Origin of the sequence: Actinoplanes sp. NPDC026619, assembly GCF_040638295.1 — a bacterium.
In the GTDB taxonomy this organism is placed as follows: domain Bacteria; phylum Actinomycetota; class Actinomycetes; order Mycobacteriales; family Micromonosporaceae; genus Actinoplanes.
In genome coordinates this window covers 40,499-64,237 of the sequence record NZ_JBEZYA010000001.1, presented here as the reverse complement: position 1 = coordinate 64,237, position 23,739 = coordinate 40,499, and the positions used below count along the sequence as shown (strand labels likewise).

Genomic DNA, 23,739 nt, shown 5'->3' with positions numbered 1-23,739 from the left:
TGCCCTACATATTGATGATGGTGAAAGTCCTTCGGTAGGGATTGTTAACCGAGCCTGCCCTTTCGTCCCACCCTCTCCTAGATACGGAACGTGGAGACCAGGCGGCTCAGCTCGGTGGACATGCGGGACAGCTCGGCGGTGGCCTCCTGCGTCTCGGACACGCCATGACTGGTGCGCTGGGCCGCCGCCGCCACGCCGGTGATGTTCTGGGCGATCGCCACGGTGCCGCTGGACGCCTCCGACACGCTGCGGTTCATCTCGGCGGTGGTGGCGGTCTGCTCCTCCACCGCCGAGGCGATGGTCGTCTGGAACTCGCTGATCCGCTCGATGACGACCGAGATCTCCTCGATCGCGGTGACCGCCCCGCTGGTGTCGGACTGGATGGCCTGCACCCGGCGGGAGATGTCCTCGGTGGCCCGGGCGGTCTCCTGAGCGAGGTCCTTGACCTCGCTGGCGACCACCGCGAAGCCCTTGCCCATCTCGCCGGCCCGGGCGGCCTCGATGGTGGCGTTGAGCGCGAGCAGGTTGGTCTGCTCGGCGATCGAGGTGATCGTCTTGATGACGTTGCCGATCTCGGCCGACGAATCGCCGAGCTTGTTCATCGTGGCCGACGTCGCCGAGGTGACCGTGACCGCCTCGGCGGCGACCCGGGCCGCCTCGCTGGCGTTCTGCGAGATCTCCCGGATCGACGCGCCCATCTCCTCGCTGCCGGCCGAGACCGTCTCGACGCTGCGCGACACCTCGTCGGCCGCCGCCGACACCGCGTGCGCCTGCGCGGCGGTCTCGTCGGCGGACGCCGCGATCTGGGTGGTCGCGCCGGCCATCCGGTTGCTCGCCGCGTCCAGCGACGTCGACGCCCCGGCCATGGTCGAGACCGTGGCCTGCAGGGTTCCCATCGCCTCGTCCAGCGCGACCGCCATCTGGCCGACCTCGTCGCGGGAGGCGATGCCGGCCCGCGCGGTGAGATCGCCGCCGGCCAGGCGCCGCAGGGTGGCCCGGACCACCTCGAGATCACGCCGGATGAGATTGCCGATCAGCATGCCGAGCAGGGCGGCCAGCACCACCCCGGCGGCCAGCGCCACGATCATCCACACTCGCGCCGATCGGGCCGCCGCGCGTGACTCGGCCGCGTGCTTGGCCGCCGCGTCGGTCTCCGCTGTGTACAACGCATGCAGCGCGTCACCGGAGGCGATCGAGAACGGACGGGCGACGTCGAAGTTCAGCTTGTACGCCGCTCGCCACTTCCCGGCGGCGCTCAGTGGCAGGACCTGGTTCTTCACGACATCGACGAACTTCGGCCACTGTTCGTTGTAGGTGTCCAGCTGCTTGCGGGCCGCGGCGTCCAGCGTGGCCGGATCGATCGTGGCCATCATCGTGTCGATGTCCGCGACCTCGGTGTCGATCGCCGCCGAGAATTTCTGGAAACCGGTTGACGTCTGATCGAGGATGTGATCCAACATGTCGAGTCGCGTGCGCAGGCCCGCGGCCTCGACCAGGCCGAGCGTGGCCAGCGGTTGCGTGCGCTCAGCTGTTACCGGGGTCAGCATCCAACTACCCGTTCGTCCGCTGCTTCGAAAGACTTAGCAGCAGCCGCGAGGGGTTATTGATGGTTTTCGACGGGCTCGGCGTGCCGTCCGGGTTCGTAACGTCAGACCATGCGTATTGGACTCATCGGGCTCGGGCGCATCGGCGCCTTCCACGCCGGCACGCTCAGCGGCATCCCGGCCATCGACTCGCTCGTCGTCACCGACGTGGCGCCGGACCGGATCAAGCACGTCGTCGACCTCTACGGGGCCGAGGCCGCCGGCTCGGTCGGCGCGCTCCTGGGCGCGGACGTCGACGGCGTCATCGTCGCGGCCGGCACCGACATGCACGCCGACCTCATCCTGGCCTGTGTGGCGGCCGGGCTGCCGGTGCTCTGCGAGAAGCCGGTCGCGCGCAGCGGGGCCGAGGGCGCGGCGCTGCTGCGCCGGCTCGCCGGCTCCGACGTGCCGGTGCAGATCGGCTTCCAGCGCCGCTACGACGCCGGGATGGCCGCCGCCAAGGCCGCCGTCGACCGGGGCGAGCTCGGCTGGATCACCACGGTTCGCTCCACCACGCTCGACCCCGAGCCGCCGTCCGAGGCGTACATCGCGACGTCCGGCGGCATGTTCCGCGACTGCGGCGTGCACGATTTCGACACCATCCGGTGGATCACCGGACAAGAGGCCATCGAGGTGTACGCGGTGGGCAGCAACCGCGGCGACCAGTTCTTCACGAAGTACGGCGACGTCGACACCGCCACGGCCGTCGTCACGTTCGCCGACGGGGCGCTCGGCGTCGTTTCCAACACCCGTTACAACGGGCGCGGCTACGACGTACGCCTGGAAGTGCACGGCTCGCGGGACAGCGTCGCCGCCGGCATCGACGACAAGTGGCCGATCCGCTCCACCGAACCCGGCGCCACCCACCCCGGCGGTGAGCCGCACCGGTTCTTCATGGACCGCTTCCAGCCCGCCTTCCGCGCCGAGTTCGAGACGTTCCTCGACGTCGCCGCGGGCAAACTGCCGTCGCCGTGCACCGTGGCCGACGGCCTGGAGGCCGACTGGATAGCCGAGGCCTGCACCCGGTCCGCGGCCGAGCACCGCCCCGTGCGGATCGACGAGGTCCGTGTCTAAAAGGGCAACAATATTTACGGTAATGGATCCGTGTATTAACATCCTGTAACGCAAAGGCTCGAACATTTTCGAGCATAAGCGCACGCGGGAGGTCATGGTGGATCGTCGTTCGCTCCTGAAGGCGGCGGCAGTCGTGCCGCTGGCCCCCGCGCTCGCCGCGGCCGCCGCCCCCGGATACGTGACCAACCGGGCGCCGCTCCAGCCCGATGCCTTCCTGCGGCTGCCGCCCGGCGCGGTGAAGGCCGGCGGCTGGCTCGCCACGCAACTGGGCTACCAGCTGAGCGGGATCAACGGGCGGATGACCGAGATCTCGCACTTCCTGCAGTACGCCAACACCGGCTGGATCCACCCGGACCTCGCCGGCTGGGAGGAAGTCCCGTACTGGCTGAAGGGCTTTGCCAGTCTGGGTTTCGTGACCGGCGACGCCCGGGTGCAGACCGAGACCACCAAATGGGTCAACGGCGTGCTCGCCACCCAGTCCGGCGACGGCTTCTTCGGCCCTACCGGCCTGCGCACCAGCCTCGGCGGCGGCCCGGACTTCTGGCCGCACATGCCGATGCTGCACGCGCTGCGGTCCTACGGCGAATACACGAGCGACAGCCGGATCGTGCCGTTCTTCACGCGCTTCTTCCAGTTCGTCAACGCCCAGGGGGCGAGCGCCTTCAACCAGAGCTGGGGCAGTCAGCGGTGGGCGGACACCCTCGAGGTGGTGTTCTGGACCTACAACCGGACCGGCGACAGCTTCCTGCTCGACCTGGCCCGCAAGATCCACGCGAACTCGGCGAACTACCTCAACAACCTGCCGTCACTCCACAACGTCAACCTCGCGCAGGGTTTCCGCGAGCCGGCCGTCTACTCGGTCCTGTCCGGCGACACCGCCCACCGGCAGGCCAGCTACCACGACTACAACACGATCATGACGTCGTACGGCCAATTCGCCGGTGGCGGGTTCGCGGGTGACGAGAACGCGCGGCCCGGCTTCGGTGACCCGCGGCAGGGCTTCGAGACGTGCGGGATCGTCGAGTTCATGGCCAGCCACGAGATCCTCACCCGGATCACCGGCGACCCGGTCTGGGGCGACCGCACCGAGGACCTCGCGTTCAACTCGCTGCCCGCCGCCCTCGACCCGCAGCAGCGCGGCATCCACTACATCACCAGCGCGAACAGCATCGCGCTGCTGGACCAGCCCGGCCACTCGGGGCAGTTCCAGAACTCGTTCGCGATGCAGGCGTACATGCTCGGCATCGACAACTATCGCTGCTGCCCGCACAACTACGGCATGGGCTGGCCCTACTACGTCGAGGAGATGTGGGTCGCCACCCCCGACAGCGGATTGGCGGCGATCTTGCACGGCCCGTCGACCGTCACGGCCAAGGTCGGTGCCGGCACCACGATCTCGATCAAGACCGAGACCAACTACCCATTCAACGACACGATTGCGTACGCCGTGAGCACCCCGACACCGGCCTCGTTTCCGCTCTACCTGCGCATCCCGGGGTGGTGCGCCAACCCCTCGCTGACCGTGAACGGCGTGTCCTCTCCGGTCGCGGCCGGTCCGGCGTACGCAAAGATCTCGCGCAGTTGGGTCAATGGCGACAAGATCGTGCTGAAGCTCCCGATGCAGGCCCGGACCCGCACCTGGACGGCGAACCACAAGTCGGTGTCGGTGGATTTCGGCGCGCTCACGTTCTCCGCGGCCATCACCGAGAACTGGTCGCAGACCGGCGGCACCTCGACCTGGCCGACACGCGAGGTGCGACCGGGCTCGGCCTGGAACTACGGACTCGACGGCGCCACCTCGTTCGCGGTCACAACCGGCCTGGGCAACGCCAACGACCCGTTCACCCCGTCGACCGCGCCGATCAGGATCACCACCCCGGTGCGGAAGATCCCGGCCTGGCAGCCCGATGCAGACACGATCGTCACCCCGCTGCAGGACAGCCCGACGCCGTCGACCGAACCGGTCGAGCAGCTCACCCTGATCCCGATGGGCGCCGCCCGGCTGCGCATCACGTCGTTCCCGGTGATCGGCGCCGGCACTCCGTGGCAGACGGCCGGCGTCGCCTTCCGCATCCAGAACCAGAACAGCGGCAAGGTCCTCGGCGTCGACGGCATGTCGACCGCGAACAGCGCCCGCGTCGTGCAGTTCACCGACAACGGAACGGCCGACCATCGCTGGCGCCTGGTCGACAACGGCGACGGCTGGCTGAAGATCCAGAACGTCAACTCCGGCAAGCTCCTGGGCGTAGACCTGATGTCCACCGCCGACTCGGCGCAGGTCGTGCAGTTCGAGGACAACGGCACCGCCGATCACCTGTGGCAGGTGCTCGACAACGGCACCGGCTACGTCCGGGTGAAGAACAAGAATTCCGGCAAGGTCCTCGCGGTTTCCGGCGCGTCCACCGCCGACTCGGCTTCGATAACGCAGTTCACCGACAACGGCTCGGCCGACCACAACTGGCGCCTGATCCCGGACGGCAACGTCAAGCTCCAGGTCACCCACACCGGCCAGGTGCTGGCCATCAACAACATGTCCACCACGAACGGCGCCCAACTGCAGCAGTACCCGGCGGTGGGCTCGGCCGACCACGTCTGGAAGTTCCAGGACGCGGGCAGCGGCTGGTTCGCCGTCATCAGCACGATGGACGGCAAGTGCGTGGACATCGCCGCCCAGTCCGCGGCGGACGGCGCGAAAGCGGTGCAGTGGGACTACGTCGGCGGCACCAACCAGCAGTGGCGCCTGGCCTGGTCGTCCGCGAACGTCTTCGCCCTGGTGGCCCGGCACAGCGGCAAGCTCCTGGAGGTCCAGGGCCAGTCCACCGCCAACAGCGCCGACGTCGGCCAGTGGCCCGACCTGGGCCTGGCCAGTCAGCGCTGGCGCATCATTCCAGGCTGACTGCCGCTGGTGTCGGACTCGGAAGACCGGCCGATCAGCGCCGGTTCATCAACCCGGCCTGGGCGCGCAGGTGGACGGCGGCCCAGGTGCGATAAGGCCGCCACGCCTCGGCGAGCTCGTTGCGGTTGGCGTCGCTGCCGTAGCGGTCGGCGATCGCGGCGGCCAGCCGGGGCTCGTGCTGGGGCAGGGCGTCCGGGTGGTTGGCGCCGCGCAGCACGACCAGCTCGGCGGCGAACGGGCCCAGCCCCTTGACCTGCCGGACCTCGGCGATCGCCTCGGCCGCGCTGCTTTCCCGGAGCCGGGCGCCGTCCAGCACGCCGTCCAGGGCGGCCTCGGCGACCGCGTGCAGGTATTCGGTCTGGCGGCCGAACAGGTCGAGATCGAGCGACCGGAGCCGGGCAGGGTCGGGGAACGCGCCGTCGTGGCCGTGTCGGGCGATCAGGTCGGCACGGGTCTGGGCCGCCTGCGACATGCGCACCCGCTGGGTCAGCACCGCCCAGACCGCGGCCTCGTACGGCGAGTGGAAGCCGCACGGCCGGAAGCCCGGCATCTCGCGCTGGGCCTCGCCGATCACCGGGTCGCGCTCGCCGACCTCCGGCCAGCCGCGGCCGTCGACGTCGAGCGAGAGGAACCGGGCGACCTGCGCCGCGGCCGCGGTCAGATCACCCATCCCGTCGACCGTGAGGTGCGCGGTCGTGCCGTCCTGCCGGACCGTCGCGGCGGCCCGGGTCCAGTCGTCCTCGACCAGGAAGACGGTGCGCAGCGCTCCGTCGCCGGGCTGGCCGCGCAGCGCGGCGGGGGAGAAGCCCTCCCAGAACGCCCGGCTGGTGGCCAGCGACCAGGGGCCGGCCACCTCCCGCTCGGACGTTGCGGTGCTCACGCGCTCCGCTTCGGCAGCACCCAACCGGGCCGCGGGAAGTGGCATGTGTAGCCGTCGGGGAGGCGCTCCAGGTAGTCCTGGTGCTCGGGCTCGGCCTCCCAGAACGGGCCGGCCGGGACGACCTCGGTGACGACCTTGCCGGGCCAGAGGCCGGAGGCCTCCACGTCGGCGATGGTGTCCTCGGCGACGCGCTTCTGCTCGTCGCTGGTGTAGAAGATGGCCGACCGGTAGCTCAGGCCGATGTCGTTGCCCTGCCGGTTGAGCGTGGTCGGGTCGTGCACCTGGAAGAAGAACTCCAGCAGGTCGCGGAACGAGGTGACCGACGGGTCGAAGACGATCTCGAGGGCCTCGGCGTGGGTGCCGTGGTTGTAGTACGTGGCGTTCGGAACGTCGCCGCCGCTGTAGCCGACCCGGGTGCTGAGCACGCCGGGACGGCGGCGGATGAGTTGCTGCATGCCCCAGAAGCAGCCGCCGGCCAGGATGGCGGTTTCGGTTTCGCTCATGCCCGCAACGGTACCGCTGTGGCCAGGAGCATCCACAAAGTTCCCGGCCGTACTTTGTCAGGCTTTTGGGTCGGCTGTCCGTTTAGCGTCGGCATTGATAGCCGGGCCGGTGATGAGTTGATCATCACGCTTCACCGTCGCGGGGGAGCCGCACGGGGCCGCCATCCGGTTCCCGGTCAACGACCACCCGAGCGACAAGGCCACCTGGGGCCCGATGGCCCTGCAGGTGCGGCCGCCCGCTGGACGACATCTTCGACGCCTGGGTCTACGGCACCGGCCGGCCGAACGTGATTCGCTGAGTCAGCACCTCGAACGGGGTCAGCCGGAGCGGAATCTCGCCGGTCCGCACGGTTGGCCCCGCGGGCTGTTCGAGCAGCGACGCGGTGCGCACGTCGACCACCCCGGTGTGGACCTGCAGCGTGCCGGTCGCGCGCCGGCCGAGCGACTCGTAGACCCGGACGATCAGGTCGCCGCTGCGGTCGTCGGCCAGCTTCACCGCCGAGATCACGATGCCGTCGCCCTCGACCGACACCACCGGCTCGAACCCGTGATCGCCGGAAACGACCCGCAGCGGCAGGTTCATCGCGATGCCGGCCTCGGTGGCCTCGGCGATCCCGGCCCCGATGACCAGGCCGTAGGAGCAGGTCTGCAACCCCTGGTCGGTCTCCGGGTCGGGGAAGCGCGGCGCGCGCAACAACGACAGCCGTACGGTCGTGGTGGTGGCGGTGCGGGTCTGGTCGTAGCCGTAGGTCGAATCGGTGACCAGCGCCGCCCCGAAACCCGGTTCCTCGACCACGACGTACCGGTGCATGGAGGTCTCGAATTTCGCCGCCTCCCAGCTCGTATTGGTGTGCGTGACCCGTTTCTGATAGCCGAATTGGGTTTCCGCGGCGACGTATTCGGCGCGGATGTCGAACGGGAACGCCACCTTGAGGAACTTCTCCGTCTCGTGCCAGTCGGTCTCCTGGTCGATCCGCAGCATCCGGCTGCCCGGCGCGAGGGTGAGCGTCTGCTTGACCCGCGAATTGCCGAACGCTCGCACGATCGTGACGCGGTCCGGGCCTCGTTCCAGTGATTCCACCGCGCGCAGATCGGTCACCCGGTTGCGATAGAAACGGTCGACGTCCCAGGCGTCCCACATGTTCGGGAAATCCTGGTGGAGTTGCAGCAGATTGCCCTCCATCCCGGGCGCGATGGCGTCGCGCCCGGTGGCGATATCGATCGCCGAGGTGATCAGGCCGTCGTCCGAGATGGTCACCGAGACGATGCCGTTGGTGAGAGGCATGCCGCTCTTCTTTTCGTGCCGAGCCGCCGAAAGTGCCGCTACACCATTCTGTGAGAACGGCGCCGGATTCAACGCGATCTCCCGGTCACCCTCGCCTACCAGCGCGCGTTGCGCCCGGCCGATCAATTCTTCGGCCGCTTCGCGGATTCGGGCGTACGCCGCGACCGCCTCCCGATGAACCCACGCGATCGACGTCCCCGGCAGAATGTCGTGGAACTGGTGGAGCAGAACGTCCCGCCACAGCGCGTCGATCTCGTCGTACGGATAGGGCAGCCCGGCCCGGACCGCGGCCGTCGCCGCCCACAGCTCCGCCTCGATGAGCAGGTGTTCGCTGCGCCGATTTCCCTGCTTGGTGCGGTGCTGGCTGGTCAGCGTCGCCCGGTGCAATTCCAGATAGAGCTCGCCGACCCAGACCGGCGGATTCTCCACTTCGGCACGGGTCCGGTCGAAGAAGTCGTTCGGATGCTCCCAGCGCACGGTCGCGCTGCCCTCCAGATCGCGCAGCCGAACCGCCCGCCCGGCCATCTCCCGGGTGGTGCCGCCCCCACCGTCACCCCAGCCGACCGGCGCGATCGACCCGGACGCCACCCGGTTCTCCCGGAATTGCGAACTGGCCCGGGCCAATTCGGCGCCGGACAGCTGCGAATTGTAGGTGTCCATCGGCGGGAAATGGCTGAGGATGCGGGAGCCGTCGATGCCCTCCCAGAGAAACGTGTGATGCGGGAACTTGTTGACCTGGTTCCACGAGATCTTCTGGGTGAAGAACCAGCGGAACCCGGCCCGGCGCATCAATTGCGGCAGCGCGGGGGAGTAGCCGAAACTGTCCGGCAGCCACACCCCCTGGCACTCGACGCCGAACTCCTCGCGGAAGAACCGCTGCCCGTAGGTGAATTGGCGAACCATCGCCTCGCCGGTGGGCATCACGGTGTCGCTCTCCACCCACATGCCGCCGAGCGGGATGAACCGCCCGTCGCTCACCGCTTTGACGACCTGCTCCCACACCTCGGGGCGGTGCTCCTTGAGCCACGCGTATTGCTGGGCGCTGGACATGCCGTACCGGAAATCGGGGTCGAGTTCGAGAAGTTCGGCCATGTTGGTCGCGGTGCGCGCGACCTTGCGAACCGTCTCCCGGACCGGCCAGAGCCAGGCCGAGTCGATGTGCGCGTGCCCGATCGCCGAGATCCGGTGCGCGCTGTGCTCGGCCGGCGCGGCCAGCACATCGCGGAGCTGCTCCCGCGCGGCCGCCGCGGTGCCGGCGATGTCCTGCAGGTCGAGGGCGTCGAGCGCGTTGTCGAGCGCCTGGAGAATCCGCATCCGGCGCGGGCCCGAGCCGGGCAGCGCGGCCTGCAGTTCGAGCAGGACATCAAGATCAAGCATCAGCTCGTACGCCTGCTGGTCGAACAACGCGAGATCCATCCGCCGCGTCGTGTAGAGCGGCGCCGGCGACGACGTACGGACATCGCCCTCGTTCGTCGGCTGAAAACCGGTCAGCGTCGGATTCGACGCCGCTTCCAGGAAGAACTCGATCTCCGCGCCGTCACCGACCGGGATCCACTGGTTCCGCGGATTGATCGACTTCACCGGGCTGCCGTCGGCGCGATAGACCAGCGCCTCGCACTGGAACCCCGGCATGCCGACATCAAATCCAAGATCAACGACTGCTTCGGTACGCCGTCCGCGCCACGCCTGCGGGACGCGCCCCCGAAGCCGGAACCAGGTGGTGCTCCAGGCCGGCCCCCACGGCGTGCCGACCGCATACGGCTCGTAGTCCAGCGCGAGACCCTCGGCCGCCGGGATCGGCTCGCCCGGCAGCGCATGAAACGCCACCTCGAACGGCACGCTGTCGGTGTGGATGGCCGGCCGGATGCGCTCGGTGAGCACGCGAGTGACGCGCCCGACCGTCAGCGAGATGTCATCGTGCATACCCAGACCCTGCCGAACAGACGGCGTGTTGGCCAGATTCGGACGGAACGTGGCCGCCACTCCACTTCTCGGCGCGCGGCCAGGCGACGAGCATTTATGGCATGCGCGCCCAGTTCGTACTCTTCGATGGTTTTGATCCGCTCGACGTCGTTGCCCCGTTCGAGGTGCTGACCGCCGGCGCCGCGTTCCTCGGTGGCGGCCTCGACGTCGAACTCGTCTCCGCGGAAGGACCCCGCACGGTCGTCTCCGGCACCCCCGGCATCAGCCTGACCGCCACCGCCGCACTGGACCCCGGCGCGCCCGGCTACGTCGTCGTGCCGGGCGCGACCGGCCCGACGGAGGGCGATCCGGACGAGGGCGCCGAGACGATCCCGGTGCTGCTCGCCCGCTTCGCCGGAAGCGCCGCCGCACCCTTGCTGCGCCGCGCGCTGGCGGATCCCGCGGTGACGGTCGCGACGGTCTGCGGCGGCTCCCTCGCCCTGGCCATGGCCGGCCTCATCGAGGGACGGCACGCAAACACCCACGTCCTCGGCTTCGACATGCTCGAGGCGACCGGCGTCCACGCGGTCCGCGCCCGGGTGGTCGACGACGGCGACCTGATCTCCGCGGGCGGCGTCACCTCCGGCCTCGACCTGGCGCTCCACCTGCTCGAACGCGACTTCGGCCCACAGATCGCGCACGCGGTCGAACAGCTTTTCGAGTACGAACGGCGCGGAACCGTCTGGACGCGCGCCGGCCGTACCCCCGTCCTGGTCTGATCTTCCGAAGGGCACCTCGTGAGCATCGCCGGAGTCTGGCACCTGCGGATGAAGACGCCGATCGGCACGATCGACGCCGAGTACCGCTTCACCGAGTCCGACGCCGGCCTCACCGGCACCGCGTCCGGGGCCGGCGAGGACGTCGTCCTGGAGAACGTCGTGGCCGACGGCGACCGCGTCACCTGGACCCAGCGCATCACCAAGCCGCTGCGGCTGAACCTCGCCTACGACGTGACGGTCACCGGCGACCGGCTCACCGGGCATTCCCGCGCCGGGCGGCTGCCGCGAAGCCAGGTCACCGGACGTTTCCTGAAACACGGCATAGGTTCGGGTGATGAGCTCACTCGGTAACAGCGGCATCGAGGTCTTCCCGCTCGCTCTCGGCGGCAACACGTTCGGCTGGACCAGCGACGAGGCGACCTCGCATCAGGTGCTGGACGCCTTCGTCGAGGCCGGCGGCAACCTCATCGACACCGCCGACGGCTATTCGGCCTGGGTGCCCGGCAACTCCGGCGGCGAGTCGGAAACCATCATCGGCAACTGGCTGACCGCCCGCGGCAACCGCGACCGGGTCGTCATCGGCACCAAGGTCAGCCAGCACCCGCAGTTCCGCGGCCTGGCCGCGGCCAACGTCGCCGCCGCCGCGGACGCGTCCCTCACCCGACTGAGGACCGACCGCATCGACCTCTACTACGCCCACTACGACGACCCGAACACCCCGCTCGAGGAAACGGCGGGTGCCTTCGACGCCCTGGTCAAGGCCGGGAAGGTCCGCGCGATCGCGGTCAGCAACTACACCGCCGACCGGATTCGCGAGTGGTTCGAGATCGCCCGCCGCAACGACTTCACCCTGCCGGTGGCCGTGCAGCCGCACTACAACCTGGTGAAACGGATCGCCTACGAGCGTGACATCGCCCCGGTCGCGGCGGCCGAGCACCTCGCGGTCGTGCCCTACTACGCGCTGGCCAGCGGCTTCCTGACCGGAAAGTACAAGACCACCGAAGACCTCAAGGGCGCGCCCCGCGGGCAGGCGGCCAACGCCTACCTCTCCGAAGCCGGCCTGCAGGTCATCAAGGTCCTGGAAGACGTCGCCTCCGCCCACGGCGTGGCCCCGGCCACCGTCGCCCTGGCCTGGCTGCGCGGCCGCCCCGGCGTCGCCGCCCCACTGGCCAGCGCCCGCACCACCGAGCAGCTGCCCGCCCTGGTCGCCGCGGCCACCCTGGACCTCACCGCCGACGAGCGCACCGCCCTTGACGAGGTGTCGGCTCAGCTGCCCGAGTGACCGAACTGCCGCGCCACCTGCTCCAGGCGGTCGTGGTAGCCGATCCACCACGAGCGGTCGTCCGAGGGAAGGTTGCTGGTGGTCGGGTTGACCCCCGCCGAGCCGTCGACCAGCTCTCGGACGATGTCGGCATGGCCGGCGTGCCGGTGCGTCTCCGCGATCAGGTGCACCAGGACCCGGTGCAGCGTGACCGCCTGACCTTCCGGCCCCCACCAGGGCACAAAGCCGGGCGCCTCCAGCGGAAGCGCCTCGATCGTCGCGTCGGAGTGTGCCCGGACCCGCCCGTACAGCCCGATGATGTCCTTGATCGACTCGTCCGCCGTGGCCCACATGTCCGCGTTCGGCTCGGCATCCATCCACGGCAACGGCTCCGGAAACGGCCGGTCGAAGACCACGCCAAGATATTCGGCGTCGACCGAGGCCACGTGTTTCACCAGCCCCAGCAGATTCGTGCCGGTCGGCGTCAGCGGCCGCCGCGCGTCGTATTCCGAGGCCCCGTCCAGCTTCCACAACAGGGCGTCCCGGCCCTCATCGAGGTACCGCCGCAGGCCGGCCTTGGCATCGAGATCGGTCATGCGCAAGAGCATGCCACCGGGGTACGACATAAACGCGTTGCCCGCCGCACCCGCTCCCGCCTACCGTAGTCATCACCACCGGAGACCAGGTCAGGAGCAGGCAGATGAAGCGGCATATCGCGATCACCCCGCAGCGGATCACGCCGCGCGGCGTGGCCGGCATGCCCTGTGCCGTCCAGATCAAGCCCGTCCAGACCAAGCCCGTCCAGACCAAGCAAGGCCCCCGGAAGCGGTAACGCCCGAGCAAGGCTCGCGCCGCCGCCCCGATCCGGGACCGGCGGCTTTTTTCTGTCTCCTCACCCTTGAAAACTCCACAGTGGATGGCATGCAAGTCATGCGGTTGTAGCTCAGCAGGGAGAGCGCCACCTTGCCAAGGTGGAGGTCGCCGGTTCGATTCCGGTCAGCCGCTCCAGAAATCGCCAGCGCACTTACGCGACGCGCCTGCCCGGAATGGGCCGCGTGGTCCGAGCGCTGAGGCCGGCCGGCGGGGCCATCACCCTCGCCGGCCGCGATGGGAGCTGAGGTAACCGGCAGCATGACCGGCTCTGGACCGGTCCGTGGGGGTTCGAATCCTCCGCTCCCAGCATCGTCATGCCGGTGCAGCACGACTGGTCGTGCAGCCGACTCGTAATCGGCAGGCAGCGGGTTCGAGTCCCGCCTCCGGCTCTTCGTCGCCGTAGCTCAGCAGGTCAGAGCGCCGCCCTGATAAGGCGGAGGCCGGTGGTTCGAACCCACCCGGCGACACGCATCGGGTTGTGGCGCAGCTTGGTCAGCGCGCTCGCTTCGGGAGCGAGAGGACGCCGGTTCGAATCCGGCCAACCCGACTCATGCGCCGTTAGCTCAATTGGTAGAGCAGCTGACTCTTACTCAGCGGGTTCGGGGTTCGAGCCCCCGGCGGCGCACTTCAGAAAATCCCGCCCGTGTAGCTCAGCGGGAGAGCACCCCGTTCACACCGGGGCGGTCCCAGGTTCGAACCCTGGCGCGGGCACTGTGGCTGTAGCTCAGTGGCAGAGCGCCGGGTCGTGGCCCCGGAGATCGCCGGTTCGAATCCGGCCAGTCACCCTCATGCCCTCGTAGCTCAGCGGAAAGAGCACGGCGTTCCGAGCGCCGGGGCCGCTGGTTCGAGTCCAGCCGGGGGCACGCACGGTCGTATGCCCGAGTGGTCAGGGAGCCGCCTGCAAAGCGGCGCACGCCGGTTCGAATCCGGCTACGGCCTCCGCGCGGCAGACCCCGCACAGCGTCAGCGAGTTCGGCCGGCTCTGGCCGGCGGTCGGCGTCCCAGCGGTGGCTGCCCGGGGCGATCAGGGTGGCGCCGTTGCTGGGGGTGAAGTCGTCGAGCGCCCAGATCACGTTGGTCTCCGCATCCACGTCGCGGGGGAGGGATAGACCCCCGCGTCGAAGTGGAGCGGCTGGGCGCCCTGGCCCGAGTCGACGGCGGCCTCCACCATGGTTACGACCGTCGGCCGTCGCACCAGGGTCGGTTCGGTCACGATGACACCAGTGGCGTCATCACCACATCCGAGCCGGATCTGCATGTCCGCGAGCCTACCGAGGTAGCCAGCCGACGGAGTCTGCACGCACGCTCGGCGGCATGGGCGATCGACAGTTCGGCTAGTCCTCGTCCAGGAACCATCCCTCGGCTTCGTCCTGGGCAAGGGCCCGCGTGTATGCCACGAGCTGACCCAAGAATTCGACTCGGTTGTACTCCCTTCCGATGGAGCGGGCGCACCATTCACCGTTGTCGAGCTTCACAAGAAGGAAGGCGGAATGGAGGGCGGCGCCTCCTGGAAGGGGAGCAACCATCTGGCCGCGCAGAATCTCCTCGCCCGGAATGGGGCGGCGTGTTTCATCCTCGGACACGCGCCCAATTGTTCCCGAGCCTGCGGAAGTATGCGCTCGATTTCCCGATCCGCGGAAACGCTACATGGTCGGGCGAGCGCGGCCGCCGTCAACGCGGCAGATCCGGATGTCGGACCTGTCGCAACACCCCGCGACTACTTAATTCGTCGAGGCGAATAAGGTGCTTCCACGGCCGGTCTTCGCCAGCCGCTGCGCCTGGGCGTACAGCTCGTCCCGTGCCATTGAGTTCGGAACGAACCCGCCCGCCCAGTCGGTCAGAAACCGCTCGGCGGCCTGCTTACGCGCGCCCGCCGACGCCGCTGCCCGATAGGCTGGATCCTGGAGCAGGCGGCGCGCCAAATCCTCGTATTGCTTGCTGAGCCGGGCATACCTTTCCCGTGCGACCTCATCAGCTTTGTCGGCGGCGCCGTAGATGGCGTCCCACCGCGTCCGGTTGTCCAGGTCGGAAGGGATGTGCGCCTCGGCCACGCGATAACGCTGGGTGCGCCTAGCCGATCGATACTCGGGCATCACAAGCAACTCAGCCACCAGCTCCTCCACCTTGGCCCGCCGCTCCTCGTCGCTGAGGCGGGGCGTCGCTCGCCCGCCGAAGAACGATGGCAGCCCCTCCTCGGTGGGCAGGCTGTTCTCGTTGAGCGACTTCTCTGACCGTTCCCGTTCCTCGTACCACTCGGCGTACGAATCCCAGGCGTGGACAACTCCGCCAGCCACGAACACGGCTTCCAGCCGGCAAACGCGACCCTCGTATGCCAGCAGCACGGGGTCGGTGACCTGCTCTTCCTCTGGGTCGAACTTTTCGGGGTCCAGGTACAACGCCCGCACACCCATCTGCCGGCCCAGCTCCAGAAACTCGACCCATTCCATGTCGAGGCTCAGGCGTACCTCGGGCACGCCCTCCCACACCGGAACAGCCGGCACGAGGGCGATGCCGTGCTGATTGGAGAAATGCACGGCAGCGGTCAGCAGTTCAGCGAGATCGTCATCCACAGTGCGGCACCGTAGCTACTGGCCACGACAAGAACAGGGGATGCGCGCCGAACGGGTCACCCGATCGAGCCCGCACCGGAATCTTGCTTCGCTTTGCCAAACTGGGAACGGCGGCTTTTTCAACCACTCTCATGCCCTCGTAGCTCAGCGGAAAGGGCACGGCGTTCCGGGCGCCGGGGCCGCTGGTTCGAGTCCAGCCGGGGGCACGCACGGTCGTATGCCCGAGTGGTCAGGGAGCCGCCTGCAAAGCGGCGCACGGCGGTTCGAATCCGGCTACGGCTTCTATAGTGGTCGGCTACGTCACCACGCCGCCGCTGGCTCGGGAGTTCGGCGATGATTTCGGTGACCGGTGCAACGTTGCGGTAGTGAGGGTCCGTTTTAACGCCGTGAGAGCCGACGAGGAAGAAGCCTTCCGCCAAGTTCGTCGCCGCGCAGCTGCTTCCGCTGCGGAAGCTGGCGTACGTCACCTGCGGGGACTGGCACTTGGCCGAGGACGCGGTCGCGACCGCCCTGGCCAAGCTGTACCCGCGATGGCGTCGGCTGGACCGGCCCGATCTGTACGCCAAGACGATGGTCTACCGAGCCGCGATCGACGAACGGCGGCGCCCGTGGCGGCGGGAACAGTCAGCGAGCGACGCCATGCCCGACGTGACGCAGCGCGACCCCACGCTGCTCAGCGACGAACGGCTGCTCGTTCGGGCGGCTTTGCTGGAGGTGCCGCCACGGCAACGGGCGGCCCTGGTGCTGCGGTACTACCTCGGTCTGACGCAGGAGGAGACGGCCACGGTCCTCGGCTGCACCACCGGCACGGCCAAGAGCCAGGTGTCGCGCGGGCTGAGAAAGCTGCGTGACCTGCTGATCGCCGAACAGATCGAGCTGAGCGACGTGGAGGTGTGGAGCAATGCGCATTCGTGAGGTGGTGAACATGGCGACCGACGACGGGCCACCCCTGGGGGTGAGTGTCGACGACATCGTGGCCTCCGGACGGCGGGTGCAGCGGCGCCGCCGGACCGGCCTGGCAGCCGGCCTGGCGATGGCGGCAGTGGCCGCGGTAGTGGTGACGACGACCGCCCTGGTGCCGGCGAGACACCGTACGGAAAAACAGACGGCGCCGGTGGCTGCGTCGAGTAGCCCCGCCGTCGCCGAAGCGGCGGCCGTCCCGCTGCTGTCGGACCCGCTCGAGTTCACCTTTTCCGGGTACTCGGTGGGGCCGGTGCATGTGCAGAGCCCGATCGTGGCGGGCAACGCCTACCAGATCGCCGCGGTGACCGTCGACGGGACGACCGACAGCCGCCACCGGGGGAAGGTGTCCGACCGGCGCGACGCGAAGCCGAGGCTGGACGCGACACTCACGCTCTACCGGCCGGGCGCCTACGCCGTGCAGCGGCTGGCGGGCGCCGCCTCGACCACCGTGGCCGGGCACCGGGCGCTGGCGGCGGAGCATCACCAGAGCCCCGGTCCTTGGCTCAGGACGCTGGTCTGGCAGTACGCGCCGAACGCCTGGGCGGTGCTCGACAGCAACGCCGACCGGGCCGACCTGCCGACGATGCAGCAGCTGGAGGCGACGGCCGCCGCGCTGACCGGCGCCGCGGCCCGGCCGGTCACGGTGCCGTTCACGTTGACCTACGTCCCGGCGGGATACGACGTGTTCGCCGTTGGCGACCACATGACCGGCAGCCTCGACGCCGTCGGCGGCCCGAGCGCCACCCAGTACAGCGGTCTCATCTTCGCCAAGAACGGGCTTCCCAAGTCGGGACTGCTGGGGCCCTACGACAACATGATGTGGGGCGCGTTCCAGATCATGATCTCGGCGAACACCCCTGACGCACCCGCCACACCCGGCTGCGATTCGGGGCTCTGCACCCGGCTGGCCGACGGCGGCAAGGTGACCGTCGCGGTGGCGAGCAACGCTGGCAGCCTCTCGAACGCCGAGTCGATGAAAGTCCTCAACGGAGTCAAGCTGGCCGACGTACACGACACCGGCACCTGGGTCGACATCCGTACGGCACTGGCCCGATAACCCTCGAGCCGACCCCACCCGATCCGTGCGTCCCGTGCCCGACACGCCATCCGGCGCACGGCTCGCGGCGATCGTTTGCCCAGCGATCTCCCACCCTCCGCCGGTAGGGCCGGGACACGGAGCCCGCGGGTCAGAGCCGAGCCAGTATCTCTTCGGTCTCGACCACAGGGCCGAAGCGCGGGAGAACCACAGAGAGGGCGTGGTGGTGTTCGGCGGAGGTCATGCCACTCATGGCGTCGGCTACGAACAGCACGTCGAAGCCGTGGTCGGCGGCCGCGCGGGCGGTGGATTCGACGCCCATGGTCGTGGCCAGACCGGTCATGACCACGGTGTCGACACCTCGTTCCTGCAGCCGAACGGACAGGTCTGTTCCGTAAAAGGCCCCGATGGTGCGTTTGACGACGACGATGTCGCGTTCCTGCGGCTGGATCTCCGGTACGAAACCGCTGCCTGGCGGCTGTGATGTGACGCCAGGACGTTCCACCCGCACCAACACGACCGGCGCCCCGACTCGCCGCCAGGCGTTTGCCAGCAGTACCGCCCGGGCGACCACATCTGCGCCGCGGTGCGGGCCGAGATCCAAGCTCACCAGTCTCGGCATCAGATCCACGATGACGAGTGCGGCTCGTCCGACGGTGAAGGTCACGCCGGGATGCTAGACGCGACGCACACGCCTGCGCAGCCGGAATAGGAGTGCGCTTGTCGCCCGACATCCGGATCTGCCGCAGACAACGCTCGCGAGCAGATAGTCGTTTCCCGAGCCAGGTCGTCGAGTGGATCACTTGATGCCGGCCGCCGCGTCCAGTTCCTGGAGGAGGTTGTGGGCGGCCAGTTCGATGGCCTTGTGTTGCCACTCCGCAGCGCGGTAGACGCAGGCGATCAGGCCGCTGCGGTGCAGGCGGCGCAGGTCGCCGTAGGCGAAGGCGTACCGGGCCTTGGTCTCGTCCGAGGCGCCGTCGGTCAGGCCGAGGTACCAGGAGGCGTACTCGTCCCAGGAATGTTTGTCGAGGAATGCGTTCTCGGTGTCGGCGCGTGGTTGCACACCGCCCCAGTCGCTCTCCAGCACGTACTGCTTCGAGGCGATGAGCTGCCGGGCCCGTCGCAGCGCCGCCTCGTTCACTTCGTACTTGGCCATGACCTTGCTTTACCCCGCGGTGGGCCGGCCACGCGGCGCGGCCGCAATCGGCTACGCGGTGGTCAGCTCTTGGCGCCGTAGTTCATGGTGTCCGGATCTGCTCCCGTGCGTCCCTTGTCGCCGCGGTCGAGCGCGGTGATGCTGCCCATCGCAGCGCCGTCGAGCTCGAAGTCGAAGATCTCGAAGTTCTCGCGGACCCGCTCGGCCGTCTTCGACTTCGGGAAGATGATGTCGCCGCGCTGGATGTGCCAGCGCAGGACGACCTGGGCCGGGCTCTTGCCCGACTGGCGGGCGATCTCGGTGATCACCGGGTCGGCGAGGACCTCCCCCTGGGCAATCGGGGAGTACGCCTCCGTCGCGATCTCGTTGTCCGCGTTGTACGCACGCAGAGCGTCGTTGGTCAGGTAGGGGTGCACTTCGATCTGGTTGACTGCCGGGCGGACCTGGGTTTCGGCGCGCAGCCGGCCCAGGTGGTGCGGGGTGAAGTTCGAGACGCCGATCGAGCGGGCCCGACCCTCGCGGTAGAACTCCTCGAGGGTGTTCCAGGTCTGCACGAAGTCACCGCCGTAGCTGGCCGGCATCGGCCAGTGGATGAGGAACAGGTCGACATAGTCGGTGCCGAGCGCCTTGAGGGTGTCGTGGAACGCGCTGCGGGCGTCGTCGGGCTCGTGGAAGCCGTTGTTGAGCTTGCTGGTAATGAAGAACTCGCTGCGGTCCAGGCCGGAGTTGTTTACGGCCTCGCCGACGCCGGCCTCGTTGCCGTACATCTGGGCGGTGTCGATGTGCCGATAGCCGATCTCGATGGCCGTCTCGACCGCCGCGCGAGTCTCCTCCGGCGGCACCTGGAAGACGCCGAAGCCCAGTTGCGGGATGGTACGGCCGTCGTTTAGCGAGATGGTCGGGATTGCGGAACTCATGGTTCTCCCTCGTGCTCGGCAGGGGTGCTCTACCCGAGCCATACCCGCTGAGCGGGCCGATCCACCAGTTCGGCCGCGTGCGTTACTAGTTTTGCCGCAGCCACTGCTCGGGGTCCTGGCCCGCGACGAAGCCGAGGTAATCGCTGGCCGGTGCCACTCCGGCCAGGCGCCGGAGTTCGGGGGTCAGGTTTCGGAGCTGGTCGACGCCGGTGGCCAGGATGTGGTTGTCGGCGGGGCGCAGCCACGGCAGGACGTGCTCGCAGATCAGAGCCCGGCGGGTGGTCTCGGCGCCGTTGTGACCGGCGGCGTGCCACAGGCGGCCGCTGTAGACCAGCGCGCTGCCGGCGGGCATGACCGCCGGAACGAGCTCGTCCGGCTGCGGCCGGCGGCCGGCGGCCCAGCGGTGGCTGCCCGGAGCGATCAGGGTGGCGCCGTTGGTGGGAGTGAAGTCGTCGAGCGCCCAGATCACGTTGGTCTCCGCCTCCACGTCGCGGGGGAGGGGATAGACCCCCGCGTCGAAGTGGAGCGGCTGGGCGCCCTGGCCCGGGTCGACGGCGGAGAGGAACAGCATGCCGAACTGGTAGACCTTGCCCAGGCGTGCGGTGACGAGCCGGCGCACCTCGGGGTGCAGCAGCAACGGTTCGAGTGAACCGGCGCGGCTCAGCAGGCCGTACACGCGTCGGGTTTGCCGGCCGTCGAAGTCGTTGTCGCCCCAGCCGGCCCCGCGCAGCAGGTTGTCCGCGTGTTCGCGAGCTTCGGCGAGCTCGACATCGGACAACAGCCCGCGCAGCACGACGAAGCCGTCTTCCTCCAGAGCAGCGAGAGTCACGACGGTGGATTTTAGACGCCCCACATGGCGGCCACGTGCCGGGCGTCGGTGCCGCAGCAGCCGCCGATCAGGGTGAGGCTCGGCAGGTGCGGGCGCAGCGCGTCCTGGGCGCGCGCCAGCCCGGCCGGGTTGCCCTCGTCCAGCTCGGTGGCTGCGTCCAGTTCCTCGTGGCTGCGCTCGGAGGCGTTCGCCCGCAGGCCCACGATGCGCGAGCGCCAGGCGCCGTCCTCGGCCAGGCCGGGGGCGACGTGCCGGGGGTGAGCGCAGTTGACCATGAAGTAGTCGGGGGCGGCCACGGCGTCGACCGCGGTGACGGCCACCGCCAGCGTCGTGCCGGAGGGGAGCCGGCCGTCCTGCTCCACGGTGAACGACACGACCACCGGGAGGGCGGCCGCCCGGGCCGCGCGGACGATGCCGATCGCCTCGCCGGGGTCGGTCAGGGTCAGGGCGCTGACCAGGTCGGCGCCCGCCGCGGCGAAGGAGTCGATCTGCGGCGCGTGGTATTTTGCGGCGTCCTCGGGGGTGAGCGCGCCGGCCACGTAACCGTCCCCGCGCGGGCCGATGCAGCCGCTGACCAGCAGCGAGCTCAGGCCGGACCGCTCGCGCAGCTCGACGAGCAGGGCGACCGACGCGCGGTTGAGTCGGTCGAGGTCGGCGGCGGTGTGGCCGAGCCGGTCACCCCAGTCGCTGCTGGCCCGCCACGTCGGCGTCTCCAACTGCAGGCCGACGCCGGCGCGCCGGGCGATGTCCACATAGTCCGCGTAGTAGCTCAGCAGCAGCTCGCGGCCACGCTCGTCGTCGACCAGCGGGAACGCCGCGAAGTCCGGCAGGTCGACGTCGTGGTGGTAGATGAGATCGGTCTCCAGGCCGCCGTCGGTGACCATCGGATGGCCGGCCATCTGCGGTAACGGTGTCATGATCCGTACCCCCTAGCGTTTGTTACAGACTAATCAGTCTGATACAACGGGTCCATGCCCCGAAATGGTCAACCCACCCGCGACCGGCTCCTGCTCGTCGCCGAGCGGCTGATGACCGAGCAGGGCTACGGCTCCACCTCGGTCGACCAGGTGATCGCCGAGGCACACAGCTCCAAGGGCGCGTTCTTCCACCACTTCCGGTCCAAGACCGACCTGGCCACCCAGGTGGTCGCGCGCTATGCGGCCGCCGATCTCGCCCACCTCGATGCCGGCCTCGCCGCCACCGCCCATCTCGCCGATCCGGCCGAGCGGGTGGTGGCGTTCCTGCGTTTCTACGAGGACGGGGCCGACGAGCTGATGGCCGAGCAGTCCGGCTGCCTCTATGCCACCGTGCTGGCCGAGCGGGAGCTGACCGGCACCGCGATCAACGATCAGGTCGCCGGCGCCGCGCAGGCCTGGCGGGACGCGCTGGCCGGCCTGTTCCGGGGTGCCCTGCCGGCCGGTGCCACGATCGACGCCGAGGCGCTGGCCGACCACCTCTACACCACTTTCGAGGGCGGCTTCATCCTGTGCCGCACGACCGGCGACCCGTCCGCGATGCGCGCGCAACTGCGGATCTACCGCCAGCTGGTGGAGGCACTCCTGAGCGGGCGGTAGGCCGGGGAGTGCGGGGCATTGCCGACTCTCGAACGTCCTGTAACGGAACGACGTGCCGCCTCGGCCGGCGGTTAGCGTCAGTGGATGCCGGTCCGACTCGAGCGGCGACGTGCTGGACACCTGCCTATACACCGCGCCGGGCCGGCACGGCGGCGGGGGAGCGGGCACGACGTGGCTGGTCGGCTCACCGGACGAGGTGGCCGCGGCTATGCGCCGCTACGCCGACCTGGGCATCACCCAATTCGCCGGCTGGCCGAGACCGGCGCGCCCCGGCCGGAGCTGAACCGGGGCGACGTCGACCGGTTGCGTGAGCATCTCGACCAGATCTGGCAGCACGCCCACACGATCGACCCGGCCAGCGAGCGCGACCTGAGCCAGGCCCGTCATCGGGACGTCTTCCACCGGGCGGTGGCTCGGTGTCCCGGCATCGGAGCCGAGCTAATCGCCGCGCTGTACGCGGTGATGCCGGATCAGTGGATCCCCTTCGACGACACCCTCGCGGTCCTTCGGGAGCTGAAGTCGCGCGGCGTCCGGATCGCGGTGCTGTCCAACATCGGACCGGTGCACGGCCTGGGCACAGTTCTCCGGATGGTGGGGTCAGACGGTGCGTAGGTCGAGGGCGTGCCGGACGAACTCGTCCTGGCTGCCGGTCGACCACTGCAGGACGCCGGCGCGGTAACGGACGTCGGTGGCGTCGGGGCTGATCTCGACGGTGGTGTGCCGGGCCATGTCGTACGCCAGCAGCTGGAACCGGCCGCTCAGGTCGGAGTTGTCGGTGAGCTGGGAGAAGAGCTCGAAACGGTCCAGCACCGCGGTGTCGGTGACGACCGTCGCGGCGGTGTTGCCGGCGATCTTGCGGCGCTCGGTGCCGTCCGGGCGCATCAGCTCGATCTGCGGGTAACCCTTGCGGTCGAACGACACCACCCGGCACCAGACCGGGCTGCACGCGGTCACCCCGCGGGCGGTCACCGGGACCGCCCGCTCCTGGCCGGTGCTCATGTTGCGCAGCCGGGTGGTTCCCCCGGCCGCGGTCACCCCGTCGACCAGCCAGGGCCAAGCCGACAAAGACCAAGACCCCGATTCCGTGTGTACGCCGACCCGCCCGCCCCCCACCGCAATCGAGCGAACCTCCGTGGTGTCGTCCGGGCCGGCCGCCACCCAGTGCACCCGTCCCTCCGCGATCACCAGGTCGTACTGCGACTCGTAGAACCGTGCGTCACCGGTGTCGGCGGTCAGCAGCCGGGCGGGCCGCCGGTCGTCCAGGTTGATCGTCCAGAGCTGCTCGCGGTTCTGCGAGCTTTCCGCCCACACCACCTGCCGGCCGTCGACGGTCGGGCTCTGGAACGATGGGTTCTGGCTGCTCGGCAGCGCCCGCAGGGCCCGCACCGAACCGTCGGCGGCCCGCAGCACCAGGCGCAGCGTGCGGTGGTCGGGCGCCGGCGCGGTGCCGATCGACCGGGTGGCGTCGAGAAAGACGGCCGGCTCGTAGGCGGCGCCGTCGGCCAGGGTGGCCGGCAGGACCGCGCGCTGCGCCTGCGGCCAGGCGACGCGGGCGTTGAGCGGCGGCACCGGTTTCTGCTTCGGCCCGGGCGGTGCGGCCAGCATCGCCCCGGACGCCAGCAGCGCGGCCCCGAGGCTCACCCACCTCTTCACGCCCA

Annotated in this window: 24 protein-coding genes, 12 tRNA genes and 1 pseudogene; 22 read left to right on the top strand and 15 right to left on the bottom strand. The window is 69.4% G+C overall.

Features of this window, described 5'->3' with window-relative positions; genetic code table 11:
* Positions 1 to 77: 77 nt before the first annotated feature.
* A complete protein-coding gene (locus AB0E90_RS00370; RefSeq protein WP_360397344.1) occupies positions 78 to 1,547 on the bottom strand; it encodes a methyl-accepting chemotaxis protein in 1,470 nt (489 codons plus the stop codon).
* A 108-nt stretch (positions 1,548 to 1,655) separates the two neighbouring features.
* Here AB0E90_RS00370 and AB0E90_RS00365 point away from each other — a divergent pair, with 108 nt between their 5' ends.
* Positions 1,656 to 2,657, top strand: coding sequence for a Gfo/Idh/MocA family oxidoreductase (locus AB0E90_RS00365; protein WP_360397342.1), 1,002 nt, complete (start codon positions 1,656 to 1,658; stop codon positions 2,655 to 2,657).
* A gap of 94 nt (positions 2,658 to 2,751) precedes the next feature.
* A complete protein-coding gene (locus AB0E90_RS00360; protein ID WP_360397340.1) occupies positions 2,752 to 5,553 on the top strand; it encodes an RICIN domain-containing protein in 2,802 nt (933 codons plus the stop codon).
* Positions 5,554 to 5,587: 34 nt separating this feature from the next.
* On the opposite strand, the gene AB0E90_RS00355 is transcribed toward AB0E90_RS00360, so the two are convergent.
* The 3 genes from AB0E90_RS00355 to AB0E90_RS00345 all read right to left on the bottom strand — a co-directional run bounded on the left by AB0E90_RS00355 (position 5,588) and on the right by AB0E90_RS00345 (position 10,144).
* Positions 5,588 to 6,433, bottom strand: a complete 846-nt coding sequence (locus tag AB0E90_RS00355) for a hypothetical protein (protein ID WP_360397338.1) — start codon at positions 6,431 to 6,433, stop codon at positions 5,588 to 5,590.
* Positions 6,430 to 6,936, bottom strand: coding sequence for a peptide-methionine (S)-S-oxide reductase MsrA (gene msrA, locus AB0E90_RS00350; RefSeq protein ID WP_360397336.1), 507 nt, complete (start codon positions 6,934 to 6,936; stop codon positions 6,430 to 6,432). Before msrA ends, AB0E90_RS00355 begins: the two co-directional genes overlap by 4 nt.
* 265 nt (positions 6,937 to 7,201) lie before the next feature.
* Complete coding sequence (locus AB0E90_RS00345; protein WP_360397334.1) at positions 7,202 to 10,144, bottom strand: glycoside hydrolase family 38 C-terminal domain-containing protein; 2,943 nt, start codon at positions 10,142 to 10,144, stop codon at positions 7,202 to 7,204.
* A gap of 101 nt (positions 10,145 to 10,245) precedes the next feature.
* Between AB0E90_RS00345 and AB0E90_RS00340 the strand changes: the two genes are divergently transcribed.
* Genes AB0E90_RS00340 through AB0E90_RS00330 form a run of 3 tightly spaced genes read left to right on the top strand, consistent with a single transcriptional unit; the run spans position 10,246 to position 12,184 of the window.
* On the top strand, positions 10,246 to 10,902 hold the full coding sequence (locus AB0E90_RS00340; RefSeq protein WP_360397332.1) for a DJ-1/PfpI family protein: 657 nt from the start codon (positions 10,246 to 10,248) through the stop codon (positions 10,900 to 10,902).
* A gap of 18 nt (positions 10,903 to 10,920) precedes the next feature.
* Positions 10,921 to 11,253 carry a hypothetical protein gene (locus AB0E90_RS00335; protein ID WP_360397330.1) on the top strand — a complete coding sequence of 111 codons (333 nt, stop codon included), beginning with the start codon at positions 10,921 to 10,923 and terminating at the stop codon, positions 11,251 to 11,253.
* Positions 11,237 to 12,184, top strand: a complete 948-nt coding sequence (locus AB0E90_RS00330) for an aldo/keto reductase (RefSeq protein WP_360397328.1) — start codon at positions 11,237 to 11,239, stop codon at positions 12,182 to 12,184. Before AB0E90_RS00335 ends, AB0E90_RS00330 begins: the two co-directional genes overlap by 17 nt.
* Here AB0E90_RS00330 and AB0E90_RS00325 read toward each other — a convergent pair.
* Positions 12,169 to 12,759 (bottom strand): DinB family protein, encoded by a 591-nt coding sequence (locus tag AB0E90_RS00325; protein WP_360397326.1) that lies wholly within the window; start codon positions 12,757 to 12,759, stop codon positions 12,169 to 12,171. The genes AB0E90_RS00330 and AB0E90_RS00325 overlap by 16 nt on opposite strands.
* Before the next feature lie 104 nt (positions 12,760 to 12,863).
* Between AB0E90_RS00325 and AB0E90_RS00320 the strand changes: the two genes are divergently transcribed.
* The 11 genes from AB0E90_RS00320 (at position 12,864) to AB0E90_RS00270 (ending at position 13,975) form a co-directional block, all read left to right on the top strand.
* Positions 12,864 to 12,995: a hypothetical protein gene (locus AB0E90_RS00320; RefSeq protein WP_360397324.1), complete on the top strand. Its 132-nt coding sequence runs from the start codon at positions 12,864 to 12,866 to the stop codon at positions 12,993 to 12,995.
* A 100-nt stretch (positions 12,996 to 13,095) separates the two neighbouring features.
* Positions 13,096 to 13,171: transfer RNA gene (locus AB0E90_RS00315), tRNA-Gly, on the top strand.
* 100 nt (positions 13,172 to 13,271) lie between these two features.
* A tRNA-Gln gene (locus AB0E90_RS00310) sits at positions 13,272 to 13,343 on the top strand.
* Between the two features lie 9 nt (positions 13,344 to 13,352).
* Positions 13,353 to 13,425 (top strand) — tRNA-Thr (locus AB0E90_RS00305).
* Between the two features lie 4 nt (positions 13,426 to 13,429).
* Positions 13,430 to 13,503: transfer RNA gene (locus tag AB0E90_RS00300), tRNA-Ile, on the top strand.
* A 5-nt stretch (positions 13,504 to 13,508) separates the two neighbouring features.
* Positions 13,509 to 13,583 (top strand) — tRNA-Pro (locus AB0E90_RS00295).
* Between the two features lie 5 nt (positions 13,584 to 13,588).
* Positions 13,589 to 13,661: transfer RNA gene (locus AB0E90_RS00290), tRNA-Lys, on the top strand.
* A gap of 14 nt (positions 13,662 to 13,675) precedes the next feature.
* Positions 13,676 to 13,747: transfer RNA gene (locus tag AB0E90_RS00285), tRNA-Val, on the top strand.
* A gap of 2 nt (positions 13,748 to 13,749) precedes the next feature.
* Positions 13,750 to 13,821 (top strand) — tRNA-His (locus AB0E90_RS00280).
* Positions 13,822 to 13,826: 5 nt separating this feature from the next.
* Positions 13,827 to 13,899: transfer RNA gene (locus AB0E90_RS00275), tRNA-Arg, on the top strand.
* 5 nt (positions 13,900 to 13,904) lie between these two features.
* Positions 13,905 to 13,975: transfer RNA gene (locus AB0E90_RS00270), tRNA-Cys, on the top strand.
* Between the two features lie 86 nt (positions 13,976 to 14,061).
* On the opposite strand, the pseudogene AB0E90_RS00265 reads toward AB0E90_RS00270, so the two are convergent.
* The 4 genes and pseudogenes from AB0E90_RS00265 to AB0E90_RS00250 form a co-directional block, all read right to left on the bottom strand.
* Positions 14,062 to 14,109: pseudogene (locus AB0E90_RS00265) on the bottom strand (hypothetical protein); the annotation flags it as partial.
* Positions 14,106 to 14,249 (bottom strand): hypothetical protein, encoded by a 144-nt coding sequence (locus AB0E90_RS00260; protein WP_360397322.1) that lies wholly within the window; start codon positions 14,247 to 14,249, stop codon positions 14,106 to 14,108. The gene AB0E90_RS00260 and the pseudogene AB0E90_RS00265, both read right to left, overlap by 4 nt.
* A 121-nt stretch (positions 14,250 to 14,370) precedes the next feature.
* Positions 14,371 to 14,619, bottom strand: coding sequence for a hypothetical protein (locus AB0E90_RS00255; RefSeq protein ID WP_360397320.1), 249 nt, complete (start codon positions 14,617 to 14,619; stop codon positions 14,371 to 14,373).
* Between the two features lie 138 nt (positions 14,620 to 14,757).
* A complete protein-coding gene (locus AB0E90_RS00250; protein WP_360397318.1) occupies positions 14,758 to 15,606 on the bottom strand; it encodes a hypothetical protein in 849 nt (282 codons plus the stop codon).
* A gap of 133 nt (positions 15,607 to 15,739) precedes the next feature.
* On the opposite strand from AB0E90_RS00250, the gene AB0E90_RS00245 reads away from it, so the two are divergent.
* The 4 genes from AB0E90_RS00245 to AB0E90_RS00230 all read left to right on the top strand — a co-directional run bounded on the left by AB0E90_RS00245 (position 15,740) and on the right by AB0E90_RS00230 (position 17,626).
* Positions 15,740 to 15,812, top strand: a tRNA-Arg gene (locus AB0E90_RS00245).
* Between the two features lie 5 nt (positions 15,813 to 15,817).
* Positions 15,818 to 15,888 (top strand) — tRNA-Cys (locus tag AB0E90_RS00240).
* 153 nt (positions 15,889 to 16,041) lie between these two features.
* Positions 16,042 to 16,521 (top strand): SigE family RNA polymerase sigma factor, encoded by a 480-nt coding sequence (locus AB0E90_RS00235; RefSeq protein WP_360399399.1) that lies wholly within the window; start codon positions 16,042 to 16,044, stop codon positions 16,519 to 16,521.
* Entirely contained in the window at positions 16,508 to 17,626 is a 1,119-nt protein-coding gene (locus AB0E90_RS00230; protein ID WP_360397316.1) for a hypothetical protein, read from the top strand. The genes AB0E90_RS00235 and AB0E90_RS00230 overlap by 14 nt, the downstream gene beginning before the upstream one ends.
* 130 nt (positions 17,627 to 17,756) lie before the next feature.
* Here AB0E90_RS00230 and AB0E90_RS00225 read toward each other — a convergent pair whose 3' ends face one another.
* From AB0E90_RS00225 to AB0E90_RS00205, 5 genes are all read right to left on the bottom strand, one after another.
* Positions 17,757 to 18,272 (bottom strand): isochorismatase family protein, encoded by a 516-nt coding sequence (locus AB0E90_RS00225; protein ID WP_360397314.1) that lies wholly within the window; start codon positions 18,270 to 18,272, stop codon positions 17,757 to 17,759.
* A gap of 132 nt (positions 18,273 to 18,404) precedes the next feature.
* The gene (locus tag AB0E90_RS00220) at positions 18,405 to 18,761 is read right to left on the bottom strand and encodes a hypothetical protein (RefSeq protein WP_360397312.1); all 357 of its coding nucleotides are present in this window, start codon (positions 18,759 to 18,761) and stop codon (positions 18,405 to 18,407) included.
* A gap of 62 nt (positions 18,762 to 18,823) precedes the next feature.
* Complete coding sequence (locus AB0E90_RS00215; RefSeq protein ID WP_360397310.1) at positions 18,824 to 19,678, bottom strand: aldo/keto reductase; 855 nt, start codon at positions 19,676 to 19,678, stop codon at positions 18,824 to 18,826.
* A gap of 85 nt (positions 19,679 to 19,763) precedes the next feature.
* Positions 19,764 to 20,507, bottom strand: coding sequence for a phytanoyl-CoA dioxygenase family protein (locus AB0E90_RS00210; RefSeq protein WP_360397308.1), 744 nt, complete (start codon positions 20,505 to 20,507; stop codon positions 19,764 to 19,766).
* A gap of 11 nt (positions 20,508 to 20,518) precedes the next feature.
* Positions 20,519 to 21,424, bottom strand: coding sequence for a homocysteine S-methyltransferase family protein (locus tag AB0E90_RS00205; protein ID WP_360397307.1), 906 nt, complete (start codon positions 21,422 to 21,424; stop codon positions 20,519 to 20,521).
* Between the two features lie 54 nt (positions 21,425 to 21,478).
* On the opposite strand from AB0E90_RS00205, the gene AB0E90_RS00200 reads away from it, so the two are divergent.
* Both AB0E90_RS00200 and AB0E90_RS00195 read left to right on the top strand, forming a co-directional pair.
* Complete coding sequence (locus AB0E90_RS00200) at positions 21,479 to 22,081, top strand: TetR/AcrR family transcriptional regulator (RefSeq protein WP_360397306.1); 603 nt, start codon at positions 21,479 to 21,481, stop codon at positions 22,079 to 22,081.
* A 171-nt stretch (positions 22,082 to 22,252) separates the two neighbouring features.
* Entirely contained in the window at positions 22,253 to 22,693 is a 441-nt protein-coding gene (locus tag AB0E90_RS00195; RefSeq protein ID WP_360397304.1) for a hypothetical protein, read from the top strand.
* On the opposite strand, the gene AB0E90_RS00190 is transcribed toward AB0E90_RS00195, so the two are convergent.
* On the bottom strand, positions 22,679 to 23,734 hold the full coding sequence (locus AB0E90_RS00190) for a hypothetical protein (RefSeq protein ID WP_360397302.1): 1,056 nt from the start codon (positions 23,732 to 23,734) through the stop codon (positions 22,679 to 22,681). The genes AB0E90_RS00195 and AB0E90_RS00190 overlap by 15 nt on opposite strands.
* Between the last annotated feature and the right edge of the window lie 5 nt (positions 23,735 to 23,739).

Excerpts from the sequence above, each read along its gene's own strand:
- AB0E90_RS00370 (WP_360397344.1), bottom strand. The coding sequence starts at position 1,547 with ATGCTGACCCCGGTAACAGCTGAGCGCACGCAACCGCTGGCCACGCTC.
- AB0E90_RS00365 (WP_360397342.1), top strand. The coding sequence starts at position 1,656 with ATGCGTATTGGACTCATCGGGCTCGGGCGCATCGGCGCCTTCCACGCC.
- AB0E90_RS00360 (WP_360397340.1), top strand. The coding sequence starts at position 2,752 with ATGGTGGATCGTCGTTCGCTCCTGAAGGCGGCGGCAGTCGTGCCGCTG.
- msrA (WP_360397336.1), bottom strand. The coding sequence starts at position 6,936 with ATGAGCGAAACCGAAACCGCCATCCTGGCCGGCGGCTGCTTCTGGGGC.
- AB0E90_RS00345 (WP_360397334.1), bottom strand. The coding sequence starts at position 10,144 with ATGCACGATGACATCTCGCTGACGGTCGGGCGCGTCACTCGCGTGCTC.
- AB0E90_RS00340 (WP_360397332.1), top strand. The coding sequence starts at position 10,246 with ATGCGCGCCCAGTTCGTACTCTTCGATGGTTTTGATCCGCTCGACGTC.
- AB0E90_RS00330 (WP_360397328.1), top strand. The coding sequence starts at position 11,237 with ATGAGCTCACTCGGTAACAGCGGCATCGAGGTCTTCCCGCTCGCTCTC.
- AB0E90_RS00325 (WP_360397326.1), bottom strand. The coding sequence starts at position 12,759 with ATGACCGATCTCGATGCCAAGGCCGGCCTGCGGCGGTACCTCGATGAG.
- AB0E90_RS00320 (WP_360397324.1), top strand. The coding sequence starts at position 12,864 with ATGAAGCGGCATATCGCGATCACCCCGCAGCGGATCACGCCGCGCGGC.
- AB0E90_RS00230 (WP_360397316.1), top strand. The coding sequence starts at position 16,508 with ATGCGCATTCGTGAGGTGGTGAACATGGCGACCGACGACGGGCCACCC.
- AB0E90_RS00220 (WP_360397312.1), bottom strand. The coding sequence starts at position 18,761 with ATGGCCAAGTACGAAGTGAACGAGGCGGCGCTGCGACGGGCCCGGCAG.
- AB0E90_RS00215 (WP_360397310.1), bottom strand. The coding sequence starts at position 19,678 with ATGAGTTCCGCAATCCCGACCATCTCGCTAAACGACGGCCGTACCATC.
- AB0E90_RS00205 (WP_360397307.1), bottom strand. The coding sequence starts at position 21,424 with ATGACACCGTTACCGCAGATGGCCGGCCATCCGATGGTCACCGACGGC.
- AB0E90_RS00200 (WP_360397306.1), top strand. The coding sequence starts at position 21,479 with ATGCCCCGAAATGGTCAACCCACCCGCGACCGGCTCCTGCTCGTCGCC.